The organism is Mesonia mobilis DSM 19841, from assembly GCF_000423405.1.
Lineage (GTDB): Bacteria > Bacteroidota > Bacteroidia > Flavobacteriales > Flavobacteriaceae > Mesonia > Mesonia mobilis.
In genome coordinates, this window is the sequence record NZ_AUHX01000006.1 from 24,080 (window position 1) to 46,373 (window position 22,294).

Here is a 22,294-nt window from a genome sequence, read left to right on the forward strand (position 1 = left end):
TTTCTTAAAAATGAGCGAATCAGAGTTAATCTACCTATTAGCGCTGCAACGAATCCCGAATATTGGAGATGTTACGGCCAAGAAATTATTGCATTGTTTTGGTTCTGCGACGGCAATTTTTGAAGCCAAAAAACAAAAGATCACCGCTATTGATGGTATTGGAGAACGAACAGCAGCTTTGCTCGATTTTTCTACCTACGAACGTGAAGTGTTGCAGGAACTTGATTTTATAAAGGAAACCGATATCAAGGTTCGGTATTTTCAAGATCAAGATTATCCCTCACATTTAAAACATTGTATCGATGCGCCCATTTTACTTTTTGAACGAGGAAATATAGACCTTCAGCAAAAGAAAATCATTAGTATTGTTGGTACGCGGAAAGCCACCACTCACGGGATTGCATTTTGCGAGCAACTTATTGAAGATCTAGCTCCGTTAAATCCGGTTATTGTTTCTGGTTTTGCTTACGGTATAGATATTTGTGCGCACAAAGCTGCTTTAGCAAATAACCTGCAAACTATTGGTTGTTTAGCACACGGGTTAAATCAAATCTATCCGAAAGTTCATAAAAAATATGAAGCTGAGGTCTTGAAGAACGGAGGTTTTCTCTCAGATTTTTGGAGCGATAAAACCTTTGACCGCAAGAATTTTTTAAAACGTAACCGAGTGATTGCCGGTATTAGCGAAGCTACCATTGTGATTGAAAGTGCAGAAAAAGGCGGTTCTTTGGTTACTGCAGATATTGCCAATTCTTATAACCGAGAAGTATTTGCCGTTCCCGGGCGGGCAACCGATAGTTTGAGTAAAGGTTGTAACGAACTTATAAAAATGCAAAAAGCACAATTGATCACTTCGGCAGCAGATCTTATTTATTATTTAGGTTGGGAGATCGAAGATAAAAAGCCACAACAAACACAATTGTTTATTGAACTTTCTGCGGAAGAAGAAAAAGTTTTACTTCAACTTAAAAACTTAGGAAAAACAGAATTAGATGTTTTAGCCTTAGCTTGCCAAATGCCCACTTTCGAAATTACAACGTACCTACTTAATTTAGAATTAAATGGTTTGGTAAGACCGTTACCGGGCAAAATGTTTGAAGCGATTTAGATATATGTATAAACGTTGTTTACTTCGGAAGAAAATCTATATTTGTGTTGCTAAAATTTTATAGAAATGAAGTGGTTTTTAATTGTATTCTTTTGTGTAATTGGGTTTGGTATTCAGGCGCAAGAATCACAACAAGCAAGTGTAGAAAAAGAAGTTTATGGAGTGCAAGTTGGTCTTGGCTTTTGGGCTCATTACGAACTAGGTTTATCGAATACCATCGCATTGAGAGGAGAACTTGGTTTCAATCCATATATTACTGAGCCGGGATTTATAATTAATGAAAAAACTCATTTCGGTTTTATGCCAATTGTTAGAGTAGAACCTCGTTGGTATTTCAACTTAAAAAAACGCTTAAGAGAAGATAGAAATATTAGTAAAAACTCCGGTAACTTTCTAAGTCTTAATGTTGCTTTTACTCCAAACTCATTCACTATTTTTGATAATAGTGATTACGATGTAGAAACAATAAATCAATTAAGTGTGATACCGACTTGGGGAATGCGAAGAACTTATTGGGAGCATTTTACATTAGAAACCGGTGCCGGTTTAGGATATGTTCGAAGTTTTCAAAGTGATGATTATTATTTAAATCCTGATAAAGAACATCTAGTCGGGTTAAAAATATATTTTAGATTGGGATATACTTTCTAAACAAAAAAGTCAGCTTTTAAAAGCTGACTTTTTTGTTTTCTAGTAACCTAATTTTGTTCGAACTCGGTCTAAAACTTCATTCGATACTTTTCTGGCTTTTTCAGCCCCTTTTTCTAAAGCAGCATCGACCTCGTGAAGATTATTCATATAATAATGATAAGCTTCTCTTTCTTTTGCATATTTTTCAACTAAAAGTTCATATAAAGCTTGTTTCGCGTGACCGTAACCGTAATTTCCGCCTAAGTAGTTTTTACGCATCTCTGCGGTTTGTGCTTCGGTAGCGATAATTTTATAAAGGTTGAAAACATTACAAGTATCTGGATCTTTAGGTTCTTCAAGCGGAGTGCTATCGGTTTGAATGCCCATCACTTGTTTTCTTAATTTTTTATCGGGTAAAAATAAATTGATATAGTTATCACGAGATTTACTCATTTTCTCTCCGTCGGTTCCCGGGATGTATTTTGAATTTTCTTCAATTTTAGCTTCCGGCAAAACAAAAACATCTTCACCCATTTGTGCATGAAAACGAGCAGCTACATCACGCGTCATTTCGATATGTTGTAATTGATCTTTACCTACCGGAACAAATTCTGCATCGTAAGCCAAAATATCTGCAGCCATTAACATTGGGTACGTAAAAAGCCCCGAGTTTACATCGGCTAAACGATCTGCTTTATCTTTAAATGAGTGTGCAAGCGTTAATCGCTGGTAAGGGAAAAAGCAACTTAAATACCAAGAAAGTTCGGTTACTTGTGGTACATCACTTTGTCTGTAAAAAACTGTTTTCTCGATGTCTAAACCAAAAGCCAGCCAAGTTGCCGCCACAGAGTAGGTGTTTTCTCTTAAAGTGGGAGCGTCTTTTATTTGCGTTAGCGTGTGCAAATTTGCAATAAATAAAAAAGATTCGTTATTAGAATCGTTTGCCATGTTGATGGCAGGAATAATTGCTCCTAGTAAGTTTCCTAAATGTGGAGTTCCTGTACTTTGTACTCCGGTTAGTATTCTTGACATTTTAAATAATTTTTTTGTAAAGGTAAATGTTTTATCATTTTCAATGCATACATTTTATTACTTTTGAAAGTATATGAGCTTTTTTAGAAAAATTCTAATCACCCTTTGGCGGGTTTGGTTTTACATACTAATTGCGGTGCCAATTATTATCATGTTTCCTTTTTTGTTGTTATTCACTTCAAAAGAAAAGTATTACCCGCAGTTTTTCTTTTTAGCTCGAGTTTGGGCGAAGATCATTTTATACGGAATGGGTTTTTACCCGATCGTCAAAAAACTTGAAACTCCGCAAAAAGGGAAAAGCTATATGTTTGTGGCAAATCATACATCGATGACCGATATTATGTTAATGTTGAGCATTGTGAAAAATCCGTTTGTGTTTGTAGGGAAAAAGGAACTGGCAAAATTTCCGATGTTTGGCTTCTTTTACAAACGAACTTGTATTTTGGTAGATCGCGGAAATGTAAAAAGCAGGCAAGAAGTTTTTCAGCAAGCGCAACGAAGATTAAACCAAGGCGTTAGTATTTGTATTTTTCCGGAAGGTGGCGTGCCAGATGACGAATCTGTCTTGTTAGATACGTTTAAAGATGGTGCTTTTCGATTAGCTATTGATCATCAAATACCTATTGTTCCACTGGTGTTTTTCGATAATAAAAAGCGTTTTTCTTATACTTTTTTTAGTGGTTCTGTTGGGAAAATGAGAGCGAAAATACTTCCGTTTTTTTCAACAGAAAATTTAGATCAATCTCATAAACGAGTATTAAAAGAAAAAGTGAGAGCTGCAATTTATACCGAGCTTGAGCAAAAAGAAACTTCAGCATAAAAAGAAAAGGAGCCAAAACCATTTGACTCCCTTTGCTCATCATCGCTTTATAAAAAACTAACTTAACTAAAACTTAAAACTAAAACCGGTATAAACCCCAAAATAGTAAGGTCTAAAATCGTTGATATTATTATTGTAGGTGTTAAGCTGATACTTAAATGTTGGTTCTAAATTAACATCAAACTTTTTGCTTAATTGATAATCAAAACCAAGTCCCACGTTTGTAGTAAAACTTACGCTATTTAAATTATTAGCTTCACCAATAGATAAATGACCGTTTTCTGAATTGATAGAAATATCGTTATCATCTAAAAATAAAGTACTCGCACCACCGATCACATTAATCCCAAAACGCTTGTCGAGTAAGGCATATTCAACTTCTAAAGGAACTTCTAAATAACCCAATTGTTGATTTAGAACACCTTCGGTAGTAGGGGCGATAGTCGCTCGGTTGACTTCTCTAAAAGTTGCTGGTTGACTATTATTTACACTCATAATCTCTACCGTTTGGGTTTGAGAATTATTAGTTACCCCTTGCAGGTTTACGGCATTAACATCGGTAGAATAGGCAATGTTATTTACATTATAGCTCATATTTACTTTACTAATACCAGATCTTACTTTTAGTTTATCTGAAATAGCATACGCAAAATTAACCCCGTATGCCATCGTAACATCGCTTTCGCTGCTGTTGCTCGCTAGCGATTGGTCAATATTATTACTGCCATTTAAACTACCGTAGTAAATAGGAGAAACATTCGGTTTAATAAGCCATTTGGATAATTGAGGCTCATTTTTATCTTCATTTTCATTATTTTCTTCTTCTTCCATTTCTTTCGCAACTTCAACTAAAGATTTTGTTTTTTCGTCACTTTCTTCTTCCTCAACATCGGCAATCGTATTTTCATCTTCGATTGTTTCTTTAGGATCGCTAAATTTTTCTTCTGAAGTTGAAGTGTTTTCAGCTAATTGATCTGTTGTTGAGGTTGAAGAATTCGTTGTTTTATCGATTGCTGAAGAATTTTCTTCTGCGCTAGTTTCATTGCCAACTTTAGAATTAATGGCTTGTTCTTGATAAGCTAAAGCAGCATTTTCTGAATTTTCTTTTTCTGCGGAAGATGTGTTTAAATGACTTTCTTCTTTGTTGGAAGTTGAAGCAAGTCCTCCATTTTTCACGGAGGAACTTTTTTCAACAGAAGAACCATTTACAATACGGTTTGAATTAGCCTTTACACCAGTGTTTGTAGTGTTTGTTTCGTCTTGTAAATTATTCTTCTCAGGGTTTGGGGTAATCGGATTATCTTTAGTTGAACTGTTTACAACTGCTTCATTCGTGTTAGAAGAGCTATTGTTGTTCTGATTAGTAAACGGTTCGTTATTCGTTCTAATTTCTGGCTGTAGCGTTTCCTTCTTGTTGGTATTCACTACTTTTTGCTGTGGCTGATTCATAAAGAAATTACCAATTAAAAACGCAGCAATTAACAATGCAGCAACGCCGGCGATTCTGTACCACCAGATCGGAATTACTTTAGGTTTTTTATTTTCTTGTAATTCGCTGGCAATAGTAGACCAAACGTGATCTTTAGGAGAAGCTTCAAAGTCTTTGAACTTTTCCTGAAATAATCGATCTATATTTTTTTTCTCTTTCATTGTGCCGAACTTGCATTATTGTTATCGGAGTGTTCTTCAACTTTACTTTTTAATATCTTTCTTGCACGTGCTAAGTTAGATTTTGAGGTTCCCGTAGAAATATTCATCATCTCTGCTATTTCTTTATGCGAAAAACCATCTAAAGCATAGAGGTTAAAAACCATTCGATAACGATCTGGTAATTCTTGAATAATTTGAAGCAAAAAAGGGAGCGACAACTCTTCTTCGTTTACTTCAACTTCAGGTTCTTTAATAGATTCTTCATCGATAATCTGAAAAACATCTTGTTTTCGATAGCGTTGTAAAGCGGTATTGATCACAATACGTTTCATCCAACCTTCAAAAGAACCTTTGTTTTTGTACTGAGCAATTTTTTTTAAAATGGTTAAAAAAGCATCTTGTAGATTGTCTTCTGCTTCTTCGTAGTTTCGAGAATATTTAAGACTTACCGCAAAGAGTTTATTAGCATATAGCTTGTATAATTGCTCTTGCGATTTTAAATCTTGCTTTTTGCATTTTTGTATGAGTTGCTCAATGCTCAAATTATTCTGTTCTTACAGGAACTTCTTTTGTGATAAATGTATCTTCTCCCTGTTGATTTTGTCCAGTCCAAAACTTAAATATATAATAATCATCACGAACAACATCAAATGGTAGTTCTTGAGTTATAACTTCATTTACAGGTTCACAATCATTAAAATAAATTCTATCAACAACACCAATAGTCCTAGCGTTGGTATCAATTGTATAATCGTATCCTTCAAAAGATTGACAACTTGAAGTTCTGGTATAATAAACATTAAAAATATAAGATTCTTCGAAATCTAAAGTGTCTGGTACATTAATACTATCTATAGGAGTTAGTTCGAAAGTATAGGACGGGGAAACATCATCATCTAATGCACAACTATAAATAGTTAAAGAAATCAACAATAGTAAAAATAAATTCTTCATGATAATTAAGGGGTATTTGTATTTTATTGTTTAGATGCAGTAATTGTAAATTGGTTGCGTAAGAAGCAAAAAAAATCCTGCAACGCAGGATTTTAGATACTATTTTAAGATTAAAATTGTTTACGATTTTGCAATTTTAATGGCTTCTGTAATTTTGGTTTCAAGTTCTTCCATTAATTCAGGGTTATCACGAAGTAAGGTTTTTACCGCATCACGACCTTGACCTAATTTGGTGTCTTCGTAGCTAAACCAAGAACCACTTTTCTTTACAATTTCGTAGTCAACACCAATATCGATAATTTCTCCTACTTTAGAAACTCCTTCACCGTACATAATGTCGAATTCAGCCATCTTAAATGGTGGTGCCACTTTATTTTTCACCACTTTTACACGAGTCTTGTTACCCATAACATCACTATTGCTGTTCTTAATTTGAGTAGATCTTCTAATATCTAATCGAACAGAAGCATAAAACTTAAGCGCGTTACCACCGGTTGTCGTTTCTGGGTTACCAAACATTACTCCAATTTTCTCACGTAACTGGTTAATGAAAATTACCGTACAATTAGTTTTACTTATCGACGAGGTTAACTTTCTTAAGGCTTGAGACATTAAACGAGCATGAAGTCCCATTTTAGAGTCTCCCATTTCTCCTTCAATCTCACTTTTTGGAGTTAATGCCGCTACAGAATCGACTACAATAATATCGATCGCTCCAGATCTAATTAAGTTATCGGCAATTTCTAGGGCTTGCTCTCCGTGATCGGGTTGCGAGATAATTAAATTTTCAATATCTACACCTAGCTTTTCAGCATAAAAACGGTCAAAAGCATGTTCTGCATCAATAAATGCAGCAATACCTCCGGCTTTTTGAGCTTCAGCAATTGCGTGTAAAGTAAGCGTAGTTTTACCGGAAGATTCTGGGCCATAAATCTCAATTACTCTTCCTCTTGGGTAACCGCCAACGCCTAACGCTAAGTCTAAACCTAAAGATCCAGACGGGATCGCATCTACATCTTGCACCGCCTGGTCACTCATTTTCATGACCGTACCTTTACCGTAAGTTTTATCTAATTTATCTAGCGTTAGTTTTAACGCCTTTAATTTTGCATCTTTCTCGTTATCTTTACTCATAATCTTAATTAAAAAGGCTTTCTAAATTTCTTTTCTGAAGAGCTGCTAAAATACTATAACTTTTTGTGATTACCATGATCCACGCAACCTTTTTTATTTTTTAGCATCTATTAAAAAAAGCAAGAGAACATAGCATGAGATTTCTCAAAAGAAAAATTATTTTGAATTTCATGAGCTGCGCAATTACAGTGAGTTATGCCTGTGATTGCAAGGTTGATGGCGGCTAGCGTTATTAATAAATTTGATGTAAAAGTTAAAGAAAATTAATAACGAATTAGCCATTCGAAAAAATGCCCGAAAAGAATAATTTTCGGGCATTTTTTTATATATAAAGTTTTACCTTTGCACCTTAACTTTTGTTTAACTTATAAATTAGTATAGCATGCAACTGTACAACAAACTAAGTGCAAAAGAAAGAGAAGCTCTTTTAGAAGAAGCGGGAGAAGACAGGTTAACCATCTCTTTCTATCAATACGCCAAAATTGGAAATCCTGAACTTTTTAGAAACCATTTATTTATAGCTTGGGACGAGCTAGAAATTTTAGGAAGAATTTATGTTGCTCACGAAGGCATCAATGCTCAGCTTTCTGTGCCTGCAAAAAAATTCAACGCTTTTAAAGGATTTTTAGACGGAATTTATTTCTTGAAAGATATTCGCTTAAATATAGCGATAGAGCAAGATCTAAAATCGTTTTTAAAGCTAAAAGTAAAAGTGAGATCTAAAATTTTGGCAGATGGTTTAAATGATGCCACCTTCGATGTAACCAAAAAAGGAGAACACGTAAATGCTGAAAAATTTAATCAGTTAATTAGTGATCCTAACACCATTTTGGTCGATATGCGTAATCATTATGAGAGCGAAATAGGTCATTTTCAAGGAGCAATTACTCCAGATGTAGATACTTTTAGAGATTCGTTAGATATTATTGAAGAAGATCTAAAAGAACACAAAGAAGATAAAAACTTAGTGATGTATTGTACCGGCGGAATTCGATGTGAAAAAGCCAGTGCTTATTACAAACATAAAGGATTTAAAAACGTTTTTCAGTTAGAAGGCGGGATTATTGAATATACCCGACAAGTACGTGATAACGAATTAGAAAATAAATTTATTGGTAAGAATTTCGTATTCGATCATCGTCGTGCCGAAAAAATTTCAGAAGATGTGATCGCGCAATGTCACCAATGTGGTAAACCTTGCGATACGCACGTAAATTGTGCTAACGAAGCTTGCCATTTATTGTTTATTCAATGTGAAGAATGCGCAGCAAAAATGGATAACTGTTGTTCAGATCATTGTAAAGAAGTAAACGCTTTGCCTTACGAAGAGCAGAAAGCTTTGCGAAGAGGAAAGAAAAATAGCAATAAGATTTTCAAAAAAGGAAGATCAGAAGTTTTAAAATTTAAAGTTTAATTAGCACTTGATAACTTCAGAACAAATAACAGAAAGACAAAAAAGTAAAATAAGACTGCTCGCTTTTATGGTGGGTTGTTTTATTTTACTAGTGTCTTTTTTTAATATGGCGGTTTGGTTCTATAAGTTTGACCATTTGGGCTCACTTATAGAAACTAAGCGAAGTTACTTACACCATTTTCCTTATTTTCTTCGTAATCCTAGTATTATAAATGCAATTGCATTAACTGCTTTTGTATTTGCAGTTTTCTTTTTTAGACTTTCAGCAAAACAAGATGAGCTTCGCTTTTTAAGTATTTTAGGAATTATGGGGAATTTTATTTTTATTGGCGCCAGCATTTATCTTATGCTTTAATAAGTCGCTCAAAATCAAATTCTATACTTCAAATTTATTGTAATTAGGTTTATTAAGAATTTTTCTCGATAAATCATTTTCATTTCTCCTCACAATAAATTGGTATATTTACCCTTTAAATAAGAATAGTAATTTATCAATACAAAAGTTTAACTGCTTTTAGTATTTCAATATATATAATTTTATGGCGTGTGGAAGTTGCTCGACCGGTAAAGACGGTCAGCCAAAAGGATGTAAGAATAATGGTACTTGTGGCACCGATAGCTGCAATAAATTAAGTGTTTTCGATTGGTTATCAAATATGTCGCTACCCGGTGGCGTAGAACCTTTTAATTATGTAGAAATTCGGTTTAAAAACGGAAGAAAACACTTTTTTAAAAATACAGAAAATCTAACTTTAGCGATAGGCGACGTTGTTGCTACAGAAGCTTCTCCCGGCCACGATGTGGGTGTGGTTACTTTAACCGGTGAATTGGTAAAGGTGCAGATGAAGCGAAAAAAAGTAAAAAAAGACAGCGATGAGGTAAAGAAAATTTACCGAAAGGCCAGTCAAAAAGATATCGATGTTTGGCAATCGTGTCGCGAGCGTGAAGAACCTATGAAGGTGACCGCTCGCGAAATTGCGATCAAGCTGAATTTAAAAATGAAAATTAGCGATATCGAATTTCAAGGTGATGGTTCTAAGGCTACTTTTTATTATACCGCAGAAGATCGTGTAGATTTTAGACAGCTTATTAAAGAGTTTGCTCGTGAGTTTAAAACCAGGATTGAAATGCGCCAGATCGGCTTCCGTCAAGAAGCAGCACGATTAGGAGGTATTGGTTCTTGTGGTCGAGAGCTATGTTGTTCAACTTGGTTAACAGATTTTAGATCGGTAACTACTTCCGCAGCAAGATATCAGCAATTATCATTAAATCCGCAAAAATTAGCCGGGCAATGTGGTAAACTAAAATGCTGTTTAAATTATGAGCTCGATGCTTATTTAGATGCGTTGAAAGAATTCCCGCGGCAAGATGTGAAGTTGCAAACGCAAAAAGGAACTGCCGTCTGCCAGAAAATAGATATTTTTAAAGGCAGTCTTTGGTATGCTTACGAAGGCGAATGGATGAACTGGCACGAGTTAACTACAAAGCAAGTTCATGAAATTATAAAAGCTGCCAAAGCTAAAAAGCCAGTGGCAAGTTTAGAAGAATTCTCTGCAGAACTGCAAAAAACAGAAAGTACAGATTTTGGTAATGTTGTTGGTCAAGATAGCCTAACAAGGTTTGATAAGCCTAAAAAAGGAAACCATAACAACAAGAAAAGAAGACGTAAAAAAAGAAACCATAAACCAAGAGGTAAAAAGCCTAATAAAAATGCATAAAGCACTGGTATATTCTTTGCTGCTAATTATTTGTCTAGTTTCTTGTGATGCTAAACGAGAGTACGATGAGTATAAGTCGCTACCAGAAAACGGTTGGAGTAAAGACAGTACGATCACTTTTAAAGTAAACGAGATAGATACGGTAAACGCTTACAACTTGTTTATTAATTTAAGAAATAACAGTAATTACAATTACAACAATATTTATTTGATTACTGAAATGAATTTCCCTAACGGAAAAGTAATTTCAGATACCCTAGAATATGAAATGGCTTACCCAAATGGCGATTGGATGGGCGTTGGCTTCGGCGAAATAAAAGAAAGCAAACTTTGGTATAAATCTGGAGTGCATTTTCCTGAAGAAGGCGTTTACCAATTCAAAATTAGGCAAGCAATGCGTAAAAGCGGAAATGTAGACGGTGTTCAAACCTTAGAAGGAATAACCGATGTTGGTTTTAGAATCGAAAAACCATAAATTTTTAATCTATAAGAATTAGCGTGGCAACAAAAAAAGCAAAAAGCGAAGCAAAGAAAACTTCATTCAAAAAATACATCCTTTGGTTTTGGGGATTGTTTACAGCAGGTGTTTTACTCTTAGTTTTATTATTCTTATTAGCTGGTTGGGGAGTTTTTGGTAAAATGCCAGAAGTAGACCAATTAGAAAATCCGGAAACCAATTTAGCGACCGAAGTATTTTCTTCCGACGGGCAAACTTTAGGGAAATACTACAACGAAAACAGAACACCGATCAAGTACGAAGATTTACCAGATAATCTTATTAATGCGCTTGTGGCTACAGAAGATATTCGGTACTACGATCACTCTGGGATCGATGCTTTTGGTACGCTAAGAGCTGTTACGTATTTAGGAACCAAAGGTGGAGCCAGTACGTTATCGCAGCAGTTAGCTAAACAATTATTTCACGGCGAAGGCTCTCAAAATATTATTGCGAGAATTAGCCAAAAAATGAAAGAATGGATCATTGCCGTAAGACTTGAAAGAAGCTATACCAAAGAAGAGATCTTAGCGATGTATTTCAACGTTTACGATTTCAACAATAATGCGGTAGGTGTGCGTTCAGCCTCTAGAATTTACTTCGGAAAGGAACCCGATGAATTAAAAATTGAGGAAGCAGCTGTTTTAGCAGGAATGTTCAAAAACTCATCGCTTTACAATCCTAGAAGAAATCCGGAAGGCGTTACCAATAGAAGAAATGTGGTTTTACTTCAGATGAAAAAAGCCAATTATATTTCAGAAAAAGAAAAAGACTCCTTACAAGCCATTCCGTTAAAAATAGATTACCATCCTGAGAGTCACCAATCAGGTTTAGCAACTTATTTTAGAATGTACTTAAGAGACTTTCTAAAAGATTGGGCTAAAGAGAATCCAAAACCGGAAGGCGGAACTTACAATATCTATCGTGATGGTCTAAAAGTTTATACCAGTATCGACTCTAGAATGCAGAAATATGCAGAATCTGCGGTAGAGCGTCATATGAAAAACTTACAAGCCAAATTCGACGAGCAAAACAAGAAAAATAACACTGCGCCATTTAGAGGGGTTTCAGAAGGAGATATCAAAAGAATCATCGATCGTGCGATGAAAAACAGTGATCGCTGGCGCCAAATGAAAGCAAAAGACATCGATGAAGAAAAGATCATAGCCTCTTTCGATAAAAAAACAGATATGCGCGTTTTCTCTTGGAAAAGTGAAACCGATATCGATACCACAATGACACCTAGAGATTCTATTCTTTATTACAAATCGTTTTTAAATGCCGGTATGATGTCGATGACGCCGCAAACCGGAGAAGTAAGAGCTTGGGTTGGAGGTATTAATTTTAAACATTTTAAATATGAGCACGTTAAGCAAGCGAGAAGGCAAGTAGGTTCAACATTTAAACCTTTCTTGTATGCAACGGCTATCGATCAGTTGCATTTATCTCCTTGCTATGAGCAACCTAATACTTTACATACTATTCCTGCAGGGAAACATGGGGTGACGCAAGATTGGACGCCCAAAAACTCGAATGGTAAATATGGCGGGATGGTTACCTTAAAAAATGCCTTGGCCAACTCTTTAAATACCATCAGCGCTAGGTTAATGGATAAAGTAGGGCCAGAACCCGTTATCGATCTTATCGATAAACTTGGGGTAGATACAGAAAATATAGATCCCGTTGCTGCAATTGCATTAGGTTCGGTAGATCTAAGTGTTTTCGAAATGGTTTCTGCTTATAGTACGTTTGCCAATAAAGGGGTTTATGTAAAACCGGTTATCGTAACTCGTATTGAAGATAAAAACGGAACCATTCTATACCAACACGTACCAGAAAGCCGCGATGTAATGAGTGAAGAAGCCGCTTATGTAACCCTTAATTTAATGGAAGGTGTAACGCAAGGAGGTTCAGGAACGAGATTAAGAACTACTTGGTCTCCGGCGTACTATAAAAATGTAGTTACCGGGCATCCGTATGAATTTAAAAATGCGATTGCCGGTAAAACAGGAACCACGCAAAACCAAAGTGATGGTTGGTTTATGGGTATTGTGCCAAATTTAGTGACCGGCGTTTGGGTTGGTGGTGAAGATAGATCGGTTCACTTCCCGGGCATTCGTTACGGGCAAGGAGCAACAATGGCATTACCAATTTGGGGCTTATATATGAAAGACGTTTATGATGATGAAGAGTTAGAAGTTTCTAAAGAAGACTTTGAACGACCAGAAAACTTAAGCATCGAAGTAGACTGTAGCGGTTACGAAGAAGGAGATGAAGATAAAACCGAAGAAGAGCTAGCAAAAGAACGTGAAGAAGAAGAAATGATGGAAAGTCTAGGCGGACTTTAAAAAAGCTTCATTTTTCAACCTATAAGAACCCATTATTAAATTATTGATAATGGGTTCTTTTATTGTGGTAATCTTGTAAATTTCCTATTTTTAGAGAAAATATTTAGCAAATGATTAAAAAAACGGTGAATAACGTTCAAGAAGCTATTGAAGGTGTTCAAGATGGGATGACGTTTATGTTAGGAGGTTTTGGCCTCTGCGGAATTCCGGAAAACGCCATCACAGCACTTGTTCAAAAAAATATACGAGACATTACCTGTATTTCTAACAATGCAGGCGTCGACGATTTTGGTTTGGGTTTATTACTTCAGAAAAAACAGATCAAAAAAATGATCTCCTCTTACGTAGGTGAAAATGCAGAATTCGAACGCCAGATGCTTAGCGAAGAATTGGAGGTAGAATTAACTCCACAAGGTACATTAGCAGCCAAGTGCCAAGCCGCGCAACAAGGTTTTCCAGCCATTTATACACCTGCTGGTTACGGGACCGAAGTTTCGATGGGTAAAGAAACTCGAGAATTTGACGGTAAAATGTACGTGTTAGAAGAAGCTTATAAAGCCGATTTTGCTTTTGTAAAAGCTTGGAAAGGCGACGAAGCCGGAAACTTAATTTTTAAAGGAACCGCTAGAAACTTTAATCCGTGTATGTGTGGCGCTGCAAAAGTGACTGTTGTTGAGGTTGAAGAATTAGTACCTGCCGGTGAGTTAGATCCTAATCAAATTCATATTCCGGGGATTTTTGTACAACGCATTTTTCAAGGAAAAGATTACGAAAAACGAATTGAACAACGAACCGTTAGACCAAAAAGTTAGCAGTTATCAGTTAAAAGTAAGCAGTAATTTTTCTGTGTAACAAATAACACATCATCAAATCAACACATTAATTATGTTAGATAAAAACGGAATTGCACAACGCATCGCCAAAGAAGTAAAAGACGGCTTTTACGTAAATCTCGGTATCGGGATTCCCACTTTGGTGGCCAACTTTGTGCGCGACGATATAGAAGTAGAATTTCAGAGTGAAAACGGAATTTTAGGAATGGGACCTTTCCCTTTCGAAGGCGAAGAAGATGCAGATCTCATTAACGCCGGTAAACAAACCATTACCGCATTACCAGGCGCAAGTTTCTTCGATTCTGCCACCAGTTTCGGGATGATTCGCGGTCAACACGTAGATCTTACCATTTTGGGTGCCATGGAAGTTGCCGAAAACGGAGATATCGCCAATTGGAAGATCCCCGGGAAAATGGTAAAAGGTATGGGCGGCGCGATGGATTTGGTGGCTTCCGCAGAAAATATCATTGTCGCGATGATGCATACCAACAAAGCCGGAGATTCCAAATTATTAAAAAAATGCACCTTGCCCTTAACCGGTGTAGGCTGTGTAACCAAGATCGTTACCAATCTTGCCGTGATCGAGGTAACGCAAGACGGTTTTAAACTTTTAGAACGCGCTCCGGGCGTAAGTGTCGAAGAGATCGAAAAAGCAACCGAAGGTAAATTGATCATCGAAGGAGAAATCCCAGAAATGGTTTTATAAAATAGTGATGGCGTTTCCCGATTGAAAAAATCGGGACCGCGCTATCCGTTAAATCTTTTTTTGCCACTTATCAAAGCAAAAAAAGGATACCACTGCTATCGCTAACGCAGTCCCAAACCGATAAATATTTCAGAAATCATTCTCGAGTAAAAAACCTCATTTTGAACCGAGTCAAAGTGTTATTTCAGCATCAGATCAAACTCTTCAAAATTTTAAGACTCCTGGGAATTTTTTTCTAACATCGTAAGTATGATTTAAACAGTAAAACATGTGTGGTTTACTAAAACTTCAGGAATGTGCAGTTCAATCCTTCGTCATGCTGAATTTATTTCAGCATCACATCACCCACTTTTCAGCATTAAAATAGAAGCGTAGATTGAGAATTTAATTTATCGAGTTTTTTTGGTGGAAACAACTTTTTCTAATGCTAATTTCTTCAGTAACAACAAAACTTACTCTACTTTTTTATCTTTATACAAAGCATCAGGCGGCTGAAACAATAACTTCACCGCTTTAATTGGATTTTTAGTTTTTCCCATTTTTCTAAAAATATCTCCCCAAACGTGAAAAACCAATTTCACCGGATTGTAATGTTTCGGTTGGTCTAAAATTCCATAAATCGCTTGTTCATCTTCCGGCTGAAACGTACCAAACATACGATCCCAAATAATAAAGGTAGAGCCATAATTTTTATCGAGGTAATGCGCATTTTTTCCGTGGTGAACACGGTGATGAGAAGGCGTTACAAAAATATAGCTGATCCATTTTGGCAATTTTCTAATATATTCGGTATGAATCCAGAATTGATATAATACCGCGATCTGGTGACAGATAAAGAACACCACCGGATGAAAGCCCATTAAACTAATCGGTAAGAAAAACACCACTTTAATTTGCTGCGTCCAAGACAGACGAAACGAAGTCGATAAATTATATTTTTCAGAGTTATGATGGGTAACGTGAGTAGCCCAAAACAAACTAGTTTCATGTCCAAATCTATGCGCCCAATACCTGAAAAAATCGAGTGCTACAAAACATAAAATGGTAGTCCACCAAGTGACAGGAATGCTCCACGGGACAATATTGTAGAACCAAATTACCGATCCAAATAAGATCGATTTAATCAATAAATTTTGGAAAACAGAAACCAAACCAATGCTTAACGAAGCCAGGAAATCTTTTTTCTCGTAAAGTTCTTTTTTCTGTTTCCAACTAAAATAAAATTCGAGCAAGGCTAAACCTATCATAATAGGAGCAGCATATAGAATTAAATCTGGAGCGTTAGATAATACGTCGTCTAGGCTTATCTTTTGTTTCATAAGTAATCATTATAACAAAATTAAATCACATAGAAAATTTATGAGGTATTAAATTTTAATTATTAAATTGGTAAAATCTATAAAGATCAAGATTTGCCCACTATTCGACTCAAAACCACGATCAATGCTCCGCAAGAACGGGTGTTTAATTTATCGAGAAGTTTAGATCTTCATATCGCTTCAGCAGCAAAAACGAAAGAGAAAGTTATTTCAGTAAAGCAAACGGGTTTATTAGAATTAAATGAAGAAGTTACTTGGCGAGCAAAGCATTTAGGCGTTTATCAAAACCTTACTTCAAAAATCACTCAATTTAATTTTCCACATTCTTTTACCGATGAGATGCAAAAGGGCGCTTTTAAAAGTTTTTCTCATCAGCATTTATTTGAAAAAATTTCCGAAGAAAAAACCCAACTCATCGATGTATTTGAATATGAATCTCCAATGGGAATTCTAGGAAAACTTGCCGATAAGTTATTTTTAAAATCTTATATGAAGCGTTTTCTTCTAGAGCGAAACCAAGTGATTAAAACGACCGCTGAATCTGAAAATTATAAAAAGTATATTTCCACTTAATAAGATATTTAAATCCCTTTCGGGATGGCATCAATTAATTTTTGTGTGTATTCTTTTTCCGGATTGGCATAAATTTGATCTGCATCGCCTTGTTCAACAATTTTACCTTGATTCATCACCAATAATTGATCGGCCATATATTTTACGACCGCCAAATCGTGCGAAATAAAAATATAGGTAAAGCCAAACTTGTCTTTTAACTCGTTCAATAAATTCAGCACTTGCGCTTGTACAGAAATATCTAGCGCAGAAACCGACTCGTCACAAACAATTAATTTAGGCTCAACGGCAATAGTTCTCGCAATCCCGATACGTTGACGTTGTCCGCCGCTAAACTCGTGCGGATATCGATTAAAATGACTCTCATTTAAACCAACGCGATGTAATAATTCTAAGGTTTTTTGTTTTCGCTCCTTGTTGTTTTTATAAAGATGATGCACTTCCATCGGTTCCATAATCGCTTTTCCCACGGGAATACGCGGATTTAATGACGAAAATGGATCTTGAAAAATTAATTGTATTTCTTTCCGAAGTTTTCGCAATGCTGTTTTTGATATTTTCGTAATGTCATTTCCTCGATATAAAACTTTTCCGGCAGTAGCTTTATCGAGTTGAAGAATTACATTTCCTAAAGTCGATTTTCCGCAGCCCGATTCGCCTACCAAGCCTAAAGTTTCTCCTTCATAAATTTTAAAACTCACATCGTTCACCGCTTTTACTGATGTTTTCGGTTGAAACAATCCTGGATTGCTCACAAATTCTTTTTCAACATTTACCACTTCCAGTAAAGGAGATTGCGCATAAATTTCTTGGTGACGCTTTTCTCGCTCGCTTTTGGTTTCAACTACATTTGAAATGGTATTTTCTAAGAAATTTTTGACGGTAGGTAGTTTTTTTAATCGCTCGGTAGTCGAAGGTTTGGAAGCCAGAAGTGCTTTGGTATAGGTTTCTTTAGGTTGAAGAAATAATTCTTTTGCTGAATTTTGTTCCACTATCTTTCCTTGATACATCACGACCACCCGATCAGATATTTCTGAAACCAATGCCAAATCGTGTGAAATAAAAATGATACTCATTTCTGTTTCCTGCTGAAGCGATTTCAGCAATAATAAGATCTCTTTTTGCACTGTTACATCGAGCGCGGTGGTAGGTTCATCGGCAATTAAAATTTTAGGTTTACAAGCAATCGCCATTGCGATCATTACCCGCTGTTTTTGTCCGCCGCTAATTTGGTGCGGATAAACATCATAAATGCTTTCTGGTCTTGGGAGCTTTACTTTCTCAAACAATCGAAGCGTTTCTGCTATGGCTTCTTTTTTAGAAAGCGTGGTGTGTTCTAGTAAAATTTCGGTCACTTGTGGTCCGCATTTCATCGAAGGGTTGAGCGAGCTCATCGGTTCTTGAAAGATCATCGAGATTTCTTTACCTCTAATTTTTCGAAGTTGTTTGGTAGAAAGTTTAGAAAGATCTTCTCCTTTATATAAAATCTCTCCTTCCGTAATTTTTGCTGAAGAAGGTAATAATCTTAAAACCGCCAGCGAGGTAAGTGACTTTCCGGAACCGGATTCCCCAACAATGCCTAGAATCTCATTTTTATAAAGTTGAAAATCAATTTGTTGAAGTGTTTCTCTAAAGCCGTTATCGGTTTGAAAGCCGATCGATAATTGATGAATATGAAGAAGAGGATGACTCATTAAATGTTAAAATTTTAGGGCGTTCATCGAAAATATAGCTTTTAATCGATAAAAAGTTTGCGTTTATCGATTAAATTTAATTATTTAGATGAAAATTGATAAAAACAGATTAAATCGATAAAAAATTACAATATATGTTATCAACTTTTAAAAGTGTTTACGACTTCATTAAAAATGAAGAGCGTAATGTAAAACAACCGCCAAAGCTAGTAAGGCTAAAATTAGCCAACTTTTTTCAGAATACCTTCAATTACTATTTTTATTCCTGTAAAACGAGCTTAACCCATTCTTGTAATTATTTCTTATCCACGCTCTCGTTTTTCAACTTTACTACATTTAGACATCGATTTTATTGGCAAGCTTAGCTAAACATAGATCGTAATCTTTCTTATTGACTTATTTAGAGTCTTCAAAACAAACAATTTTAATCTTTAAATTTTTTGCAATGGTTCACAACTATTTCAGCAAAAAGAGAATATTGCTATGTTCTTTTTTGCTAACGGCTGGTGTTGCTTTTTCGCAAACCGAAGCGCAGAAACAAGAAATTACAAGTCGGTACAATCAACAGGAGTTAGATGCACTTCAAAAACGATTGGTTACCAAAAATCAACATCAAAAACAAGAAATCAACAATTTAGCGACTCAACGTGGTTTGCAGAAAAGAGTGGTGTTAGCCGATGGTGGTGTTGCAGAACTGCAGTACATCGCAGATGATGGCAGTCCCATTTATTACCGAACCTTTAATGTAAACGCAGCAAAATCTACACGTGCCGATTATTTAAATTCTGGCGGAGGTCTAGGTTTAAATATAGACGGTCAAAATATGACGGCTTATGTTTGGGACGGTGGTCACGCTCGTGTTTCTCATCAAGAATATGATGGAGCAGGAGGTAGCAATCGAGTTTCTGTAGAAGATGCAGCCTCAGAAGGTGGTACTCAACTTAATTACCACGCAGCGCACGTTACGGGAACTATTGCCGCATCTGGTGTGCAAGCCAATGCAAAAGGAATGGCACCGCAATCTAGAGTTCGCGGTTATATGTGGAATAACGATATTGCTGAAGCTACATCGGCAGCAGCAAATGGAATGTTACTTTCTAATCATAGTTACGGTTATCGTTCTGATATGGTTCCCGATTATTATTTTGGAGCTTACATTCAAGAATCTAGAGATTGGGACGAATTAATGTACGATGCTCCATTTTATTTAATGGTTGTTGCTGCAGGAAATGACGGAAATAATAATAGTTATAACGGTTCTCCTTTAAACGGAAATTCTTCCTACGATAAACTTACCGGGCATTCGACTTCTAAAAATAATTTGGTGGTTGCCAATGCACAAGATGCAAATATCGATTCGAACGGAAACTTAGTAAGCGTAAGTATAAACAGTTCAAGTAGTGAAGGGCCAACCGACGATCTGAGAATAAAACCAGACATTACCGGTAACGGGACATCGGTCACTTCTACCTACGATTCTAGTGATTCTGCTTACGGTACGATTACAGGAACATCAATGGCTTCTCCTAACGTGACAGGAACTTTATTACTGCTTCAACAGCATTACAATAATTTAAACGGAAGTTTTATGCGCGCGGCAACTTTAAAAGGTTTAGCCTTACATACGGCAGACGATGCAGGGCCTACTGGACCAGATGCTGTTTATGGTTGGGGACTTTTAAATGCAAAACGCGCGGCAGAAACGATTTCTGCGGAAGGGACTTCAGCAAAAATTGAAGAGTTAACCCTTAACAGCGGTCAGACTTACGAAATAACGGTAAATGCCGATGGAGTAAACGATTTGATCGCTTCCATTTCTTGGACAGACCTTCCTGGTACGGCAACCACACAAACTAATTCTTCAACAGCAAGATTAGTAAACGATTTGGATATTCGAGTTACACAAAGCGGAAGCACATTTTACCCTTACCGATTAACTTCAATTACTTCTAACGGAACCGGTGATAATTCAGTAGATCCTTATGAAAGAGTGAATGTTGCTAATGCATCAGGAAGTTATACGATTACAATTTCTCATAAAGGTTCTTTAAGTTCTGGAAGTCAAAATTACAGTTTAATTTTAACAGGGATCACTGAAGAAGCGGTGGTTTGTGAAGCTACTACACCTGCGAATGTTAGTGTTTCTGGCGTAGGGTCGACTTCAGCAATTGTGAGTTATGATGCTGTAACCGGAGCTACCTACGAGTTACGTTACCGAGAAAGCGGAACTTCTTCGTGGACTGTGCAAAGTGCTTCAGGAACTTCGGCGACGCTTACCGGTTTAACTTCAGAAACAAGTTATGAAGTTCAAGTTAGAAGCGTGTGTAATGATGGAAGTACTTCAAATTATTCTTCAACAGAAACATTTACCACAAGCGAAATTCAACTTAATTATTGTGGATCACAAGGTAATAGTGTAAATGACGAATATATTAGCCGAGTTCAGTTAGGAAGTATTGACAATAGTTCTGGCGCCGGAAATGGATATTCAGACTTTACCAATTTAAGTACTAGTTTGAGCAAGAATGTTTCTTCAACGATAAGTATTACGCCAACTTGGACGGGAACACAGTATAATGAAGCTTATTCTGTTTGGATCGATTACAACCAAGATGGCGATTTTAATGATACGGGAGAGCAGGTATTTACACGTTCAGCAACTCAAAATTCTCCGGTAAGCGGTAGTTTTACCGTACCGAGTTCTGCTTTAGAAGGGGCGACGAGAATGCGAGTTTCGATGAAATATAACGGTATACCGACAGCTTGCGAAAGCTTTTCTTATGGTGAAGTAGAAGATTATACGGTGACGATCTCGGGCGGTACTGCAGATACTGAAGCGCCAAGTGCTCCGACAAATCTTTCAGCAAATAATGTAACCGAAACAACGGTAGATCTTTCTTGGAGTGCTTCTACAGATAATGTAGGAGTAACCGGTTACGATGTTTATCAAGGTTCTAGTTTATTAGGTTCTGTTACCGGAACTACCACTCAAATCACCGGTTTAACCGCTAACACATCTTACAGTTTTTATGTAGAAGCTAAAGATGCTGAAGGAAATATTTCAGCAGCATCAAATACGGTAAGCGTGACTACTTCTGGAGCTCCGGCAGTAAATTATTGCGCGAGCCAAGGAAATAACTCTTCTTATGAGTGGATAGATCTTGTAGCCTTAAACGGAATGAGCAATGCTACCGGAGACGATGGTGGTTATGCAGATTATACGAACCAAGTTACAAGTTTACCTTATGGGTCGAACACCGTAAATATTAGTGCAGGTTTTTCGGGTTCTAGTTATACTGAATATTGGAAAATCTGGATAGACTATAACAAAAATGGAATGTTTGAATCATCAGAATTAATGGTGAGTGGCTCGAGCAGCAGTAGCGCCACTTTAAGTGGAACTTTTACGGTACCAACTTCAGCACTTGCAGGAACTACAAGAATGCGAGTTTCGATGAAATATAATGCTGCACAAACAGCCTGCGAAAGTTTTTCTTATGGTGAAGTGGAAGATTATACTGTAAATATTGGTCAGTCTGTTAATGCAATAGCAACAACAACTCAAGAAGGACAAGAATTAGGTAATGAAACAATCGCTTCTTTTGAAGCAAAATTATACCCAAATCCGGTTTCTGGGAATATTTTAAATGTGCGTATGAACGATGCAAGAGAAACGGCCTATCAAATATTTGATATGATGGGTAAAAAAGTACTACAAGGAAATTTATCGAGTAGTACAATTCAAGTGAATGGCTTATCAAGCGGTGTTTACTTGCTAAAACTAAATGACGGTCAAAAAGAGATCGTGAAGAAGTTTATTAAGCAGTAAGCATTATTTTTTTTCATTGGGGTTGAAGTCCGGGAG

The 22,294-nt window shown here is 36.3% G+C and carries 19 protein-coding genes; 12 read left to right on the forward strand and 7 right to left on the reverse strand.

The window, feature by feature from the left end:
* Nucleotides 1-10: 10 nt before the first annotated feature.
* On the forward strand, nt 11-1,108 hold the full coding sequence (gene dprA / locus G551_RS0106060; protein WP_027884711.1) for a DNA-processing protein DprA: 1,098 nt from the start codon (nt 11-13) through the stop codon (nt 1,106-1,108).
* A 66-nt stretch (nt 1,109-1,174) separates the two neighbouring features.
* The gene (locus G551_RS0106065; protein WP_036243433.1) at nt 1,175-1,759 is read left to right on the forward strand and encodes a DUF3575 domain-containing protein; all 585 of its coding nucleotides are present in this window, start codon (nt 1,175-1,177) and stop codon (nt 1,757-1,759) included.
* 39 nt (nt 1,760-1,798) lie between these two features.
* On the opposite strand, the gene trpS is transcribed toward G551_RS0106065, so the two are convergent.
* Complete coding sequence (gene trpS / locus G551_RS0106070; RefSeq protein WP_027884713.1) at nt 1,799-2,770, reverse strand: tryptophan--tRNA ligase; 972 nt, start codon at nt 2,768-2,770, stop codon at nt 1,799-1,801.
* Nucleotides 2,771-2,843: 73 nt separating this feature from the next.
* On the opposite strand from trpS, the gene G551_RS0106075 reads away from it, so the two are divergent.
* Entirely contained in the window at nt 2,844-3,590 is a 747-nt protein-coding gene (locus tag G551_RS0106075; protein WP_027884714.1) for a lysophospholipid acyltransferase family protein, read from the forward strand.
* Between the two features lie 66 nt (nt 3,591-3,656).
* Here G551_RS0106075 and G551_RS0106080 read toward each other — a convergent pair whose 3' ends face one another.
* The 4 genes from G551_RS0106080 to recA all read right to left on the reverse strand — a co-directional run bounded on the left by G551_RS0106080 (nt 3,657) and on the right by recA (nt 7,328).
* Entirely contained in the window at nt 3,657-5,240 is a 1,584-nt protein-coding gene (locus G551_RS0106080) for a hypothetical protein (protein WP_027884715.1), read from the reverse strand.
* On the reverse strand, nt 5,237-5,782 hold the full coding sequence (locus G551_RS0106085) for an RNA polymerase sigma factor (protein WP_027884716.1): 546 nt from the start codon (nt 5,780-5,782) through the stop codon (nt 5,237-5,239). The genes G551_RS0106080 and G551_RS0106085 overlap by 4 nt, the downstream gene beginning before the upstream one ends.
* A gap of 1 nt (nt 5,783) precedes the next feature.
* Nucleotides 5,784-6,194, reverse strand: coding sequence for a hypothetical protein (locus tag G551_RS0106090; RefSeq protein ID WP_156876761.1), 411 nt, complete (start codon nt 6,192-6,194; stop codon nt 5,784-5,786).
* 120 nt (nt 6,195-6,314) lie between these two features.
* Nucleotides 6,315-7,328: a recombinase RecA gene (gene recA, locus G551_RS0106095; protein WP_027884718.1), complete on the reverse strand. Its 1,014-nt coding sequence runs from the start codon at nt 7,326-7,328 to the stop codon at nt 6,315-6,317.
* 382 nt (nt 7,329-7,710) lie between these two features.
* Here recA and trhO point away from each other — a divergent pair, with 382 nt between their 5' ends.
* The 7 genes from trhO to G551_RS0106130 all read left to right on the forward strand — a co-directional run bounded on the left by trhO (nt 7,711) and on the right by G551_RS0106130 (nt 14,843).
* Nucleotides 7,711-8,742: an oxygen-dependent tRNA uridine(34) hydroxylase TrhO gene (gene trhO, locus G551_RS0106100; RefSeq protein WP_027884719.1), complete on the forward strand. Its 1,032-nt coding sequence runs from the start codon at nt 7,711-7,713 to the stop codon at nt 8,740-8,742.
* A 7-nt stretch (nt 8,743-8,749) separates the two neighbouring features.
* Nucleotides 8,750-9,097 carry a hypothetical protein gene (locus tag G551_RS0106105; protein ID WP_156876762.1) on the forward strand — a complete coding sequence of 116 codons (348 nt, stop codon included), beginning with the start codon at nt 8,750-8,752 and terminating at the stop codon, nt 9,095-9,097.
* Nucleotides 9,098-9,281: 184 nt separating this feature from the next.
* Nucleotides 9,282-10,460: a PSP1 domain-containing protein gene (locus G551_RS0106110; protein ID WP_027884721.1), complete on the forward strand. Its 1,179-nt coding sequence runs from the start codon at nt 9,282-9,284 to the stop codon at nt 10,458-10,460.
* The gene (locus G551_RS0106115) at nt 10,453-10,935 is read left to right on the forward strand and encodes a gliding motility lipoprotein GldH (RefSeq protein ID WP_027884722.1); all 483 of its coding nucleotides are present in this window, start codon (nt 10,453-10,455) and stop codon (nt 10,933-10,935) included. The genes G551_RS0106110 and G551_RS0106115 overlap by 8 nt, the downstream gene beginning before the upstream one ends.
* Nucleotides 10,936-10,958: 23 nt before the next feature.
* Nucleotides 10,959-13,304: a penicillin-binding protein 1A gene (locus tag G551_RS15515; protein WP_036243435.1), complete on the forward strand. Its 2,346-nt coding sequence runs from the start codon at nt 10,959-10,961 to the stop codon at nt 13,302-13,304.
* A gap of 110 nt (nt 13,305-13,414) precedes the next feature.
* Nucleotides 13,415-14,116 carry a CoA transferase subunit A gene (locus G551_RS0106125; protein ID WP_027884723.1) on the forward strand — a complete coding sequence of 234 codons (702 nt, stop codon included), beginning with the start codon at nt 13,415-13,417 and terminating at the stop codon, nt 14,114-14,116.
* 73 nt (nt 14,117-14,189) lie between these two features.
* Nucleotides 14,190-14,843 carry a CoA transferase subunit B gene (locus tag G551_RS0106130; RefSeq protein WP_027884724.1) on the forward strand — a complete coding sequence of 218 codons (654 nt, stop codon included), beginning with the start codon at nt 14,190-14,192 and terminating at the stop codon, nt 14,841-14,843.
* Nucleotides 14,844-15,295: 452 nt separating this feature from the next.
* Here the strand turns inward: G551_RS0106130 and G551_RS0106135 are convergent, their stop codons facing one another.
* Nucleotides 15,296-16,162 (reverse strand): sterol desaturase family protein, encoded by an 867-nt coding sequence (locus G551_RS0106135; RefSeq protein WP_027884725.1) that lies wholly within the window; start codon nt 16,160-16,162, stop codon nt 15,296-15,298.
* Nucleotides 16,163-16,255: 93 nt separating this feature from the next.
* On the opposite strand from G551_RS0106135, the gene G551_RS0106140 reads away from it, so the two are divergent.
* The gene (locus tag G551_RS0106140; RefSeq protein ID WP_027884726.1) at nt 16,256-16,735 is read left to right on the forward strand and encodes an SRPBCC family protein; all 480 of its coding nucleotides are present in this window, start codon (nt 16,256-16,258) and stop codon (nt 16,733-16,735) included.
* Between the two features lie 8 nt (nt 16,736-16,743).
* Here the strand turns inward: G551_RS0106140 and G551_RS0106145 are convergent, their stop codons facing one another.
* The gene (locus tag G551_RS0106145; protein WP_027884727.1) at nt 16,744-18,429 is read right to left on the reverse strand and encodes an ABC transporter ATP-binding protein; all 1,686 of its coding nucleotides are present in this window, start codon (nt 18,427-18,429) and stop codon (nt 16,744-16,746) included.
* Nucleotides 18,430-18,874: 445 nt separating this feature from the next.
* Between G551_RS0106145 and G551_RS0106150 the strand changes: the two genes are divergently transcribed.
* Nucleotides 18,875-22,258, forward strand: coding sequence for a GEVED domain-containing protein (locus tag G551_RS0106150; RefSeq protein WP_036243455.1), 3,384 nt, complete (start codon nt 18,875-18,877; stop codon nt 22,256-22,258).
* Nucleotides 22,259-22,294 lie beyond the last annotated feature (36 nt).